We start from the raw sequence: 2,185 nt of genomic DNA on the forward strand, positions 1-2,185 counted from the left end.
AAAAACGCGATGATTGCAGGTCGAGGCCATTTCGAATGCAGGCCGTTACATCTACTGGGTCAGTTTTCGGTCAGCGGCAACACTTCTCGCACAGATACAAACGCATGATGACTCCGATGAGGATTCGTGGCTCAAAGGAGAAAAGGTGCCATTGATCAGATACCGGCGCCTTAGAAAACCCTAAATTAATCCATTGGGGTTGTTTAATTGCACAGTGAGCAGGAGTCATGAACGAAACCTGCTCGGCCCCTGTTTTGCCTCTCTCAAGAGCCAGGTTGAAAACGAGGCGGGACAAGATATATTCTTAAATACGCTTGTATTCGTATGAGTCAATGCTCATTGCGATCATTCGCGTCTCATGTCAATCTCAATTAATTTGTCGTCTATAAACCTAAGATATTGATATGATCCGCCATTAGGGCCATAAACAAATATAGTTATAGTCGCAGCATTAAGTCTAGGAACTCCGTTGGGACGTTTGGCAGGACCCTCGCTGCTCTTTCTTAATGGTTGGCCACATTTTTCCAGGACAGTTGATATGGAGTCGCCCTCGCTGATCAGCGACGTGCCACACCTCATTGTCGCATTAGCGGTATTGATAAACGTGGTGAAAACAAAACCTGCGCTCAATAAGAGCATTTTTTTAATCAGCATCAGAATTTGCTCCTTCGGGTTGGCGCACCCTAGGCGCGCCACGTTCTACTATTAGCCAGCTGCTATGACGATGTCCAGATAATTTTCAACGCTATAGTTGGTTACCCCCACAGACGTAACAATAATTGAGGTTGTGGGTTGAGCCACTTCGATACCCCGAACGACGACATTTCCCTGAGCCTCTGTATCGGTCAATTGAGAACCGTTATAAGACAGCACCATGTTGGTATTGGTTGATGACTGTATGATTGGTAGTATGTAAGTTAGGGGTGGGTATTGCATCGTATTCACTGAAATAGTATGCGAAGTATTGGCGGCTGCCACTACTTGCTGGAGCTTGTCGCCATTGACTGGGTCAACCGACAGCTGTCGGCCATTGAACTCAAGAGTAAGTTTTCTATCCCCGTTGAGCGTTAATATCTCGAGTAAATCAGAAGTGGTTAAGACCTGAGACGTTGTCACAGTTATAGAAGTGTTAGGTCCTGCGGTAGCGATAAAGCTTTTGAGGTAAGGGACTGTGAAGTCGGGAGCATCAAATGTAATAGAAAATTTCTTCGTTCCAATCGAGGCTAGAATCTGCGACATTGCATCGGCATTAATGAATCGTGAGTTGGAGAGCGAGATATTTGAATTTTCACCAATCTTACCAATTGTTCCTATGATGCTGGTCGGTGTAGATAATGAGCCATCTAGGGAGATACTAAAAGTTTTGCTTCCAATGGCACTCAACACAATGGTTATTGCTTCGTCTGTCAGTGAGTTCAGGGAGTTAAGTGATAGAGGAGTGTTAGGATTGCTTAGCGCATTTATCAACGGCGGGGCCGTGGTTTGATTTACAGCACCACCGTTAATAGCGATAGGGTAAGGCTTGGCGCCGATTGCAGCCACAATTTGATCCACACTCGTAATCGGATAGTTGTTTAGCTCATCTATTGATATTACGGTGTTAGCTCCTGTTGCCGTGTTGACCATCTCGATAAGTCCAGGTGCAGAGATTGACCTGCCAGAGACTTGGAGCGCAAGTTTCTTAGTGTTCGCATTGGCTATCAAGGGTAGCATGTTCGCTGGGGGTAATGCATTTGCGTCGGATAATGAAATTGTAGAGTTGACGCCTGCGGCGTTGAATATAGTTTCAAACTGGTTAAAAGAAATTGATGTCCCCACGCACTGCATATTTACATTCATTGATCTATCCTTAGCAAACTAAATGAGGATTCAGCGTAGTAACTCAACTAAGGTCTGTCAACCATTATCGGTCAGTTGTTTCGCTTCGAAATCAAGCATTGTACGGAAGGCGGGTTCGCTAGCAGTAGCGTCCAAAATCATCGAGATCGATCTCTTTCTGTCTGCATCAGCAAGCGATTTCAGCCGTTCAAATGCATCCCATAAACGCTCAAGTGCTTCCCGACAAATGATTGGATCTGGTGAGGAAAACTTCGCCCGAGACTCTTCGAGACCATTGTCCAAGATCTTAACGCCTGTTCGGAAGACTGCTCTACTAAGTGTAACGGCCTGCAATCATCGCGTTTTT

3 protein-coding genes are annotated in these 2,185 nt (G+C 45.4%); all 3 read right to left on the minus strand.

Translation table 11 applies throughout. The features are described 5' to 3' along the window. Positions 1–345 precede the first annotated feature (345 nt). From ALO43_RS13230 to ALO43_RS30125, 3 genes are read right to left on the minus strand one after another with little or no spacing between them, the layout of a single operon-like run. Positions 346–654 carry a DUF2845 domain-containing protein gene (locus ALO43_RS13230; protein WP_080268301.1) on the minus strand — a complete coding sequence of 103 codons (309 nt, stop codon included), beginning with the start codon at positions 652–654 and terminating at the stop codon, positions 346–348. 51 nt (positions 655–705) lie between these two features. Next, on the minus strand, positions 706–1,839 hold the full coding sequence (locus ALO43_RS13235; RefSeq protein WP_054997648.1) for a hypothetical protein: 1,134 nt from the start codon (positions 1,837–1,839) through the stop codon (positions 706–708). 57 nt (positions 1,840–1,896) lie between these two features. Then, positions 1,897–2,121 (minus strand): hypothetical protein, encoded by a 225-nt coding sequence (locus tag ALO43_RS30125; protein WP_147461981.1) that lies wholly within the window; start codon positions 2,119–2,121, stop codon positions 1,897–1,899. Positions 2,122–2,185 lie beyond the last annotated feature (64 nt).

It is taken from the genome of Pseudomonas tremae, from assembly GCF_001401155.1.
GTDB classification, from domain to species: domain Bacteria; phylum Pseudomonadota; class Gammaproteobacteria; order Pseudomonadales; family Pseudomonadaceae; genus Aquipseudomonas; species Aquipseudomonas tremae.

Excerpts from the sequence above, each read along its gene's own strand:
- ALO43_RS13235 (WP_054997648.1), bottom strand. The coding sequence starts at position 1,839 with ATGAATGTAAATATGCAGTGCGTGGGGACATCAATTTCTTTTAACCAG.
- ALO43_RS13230 (WP_080268301.1), bottom strand. The coding sequence starts at position 654 with ATGCTGATTAAAAAAATGCTCTTATTGAGCGCAGGTTTTGTTTTCACC.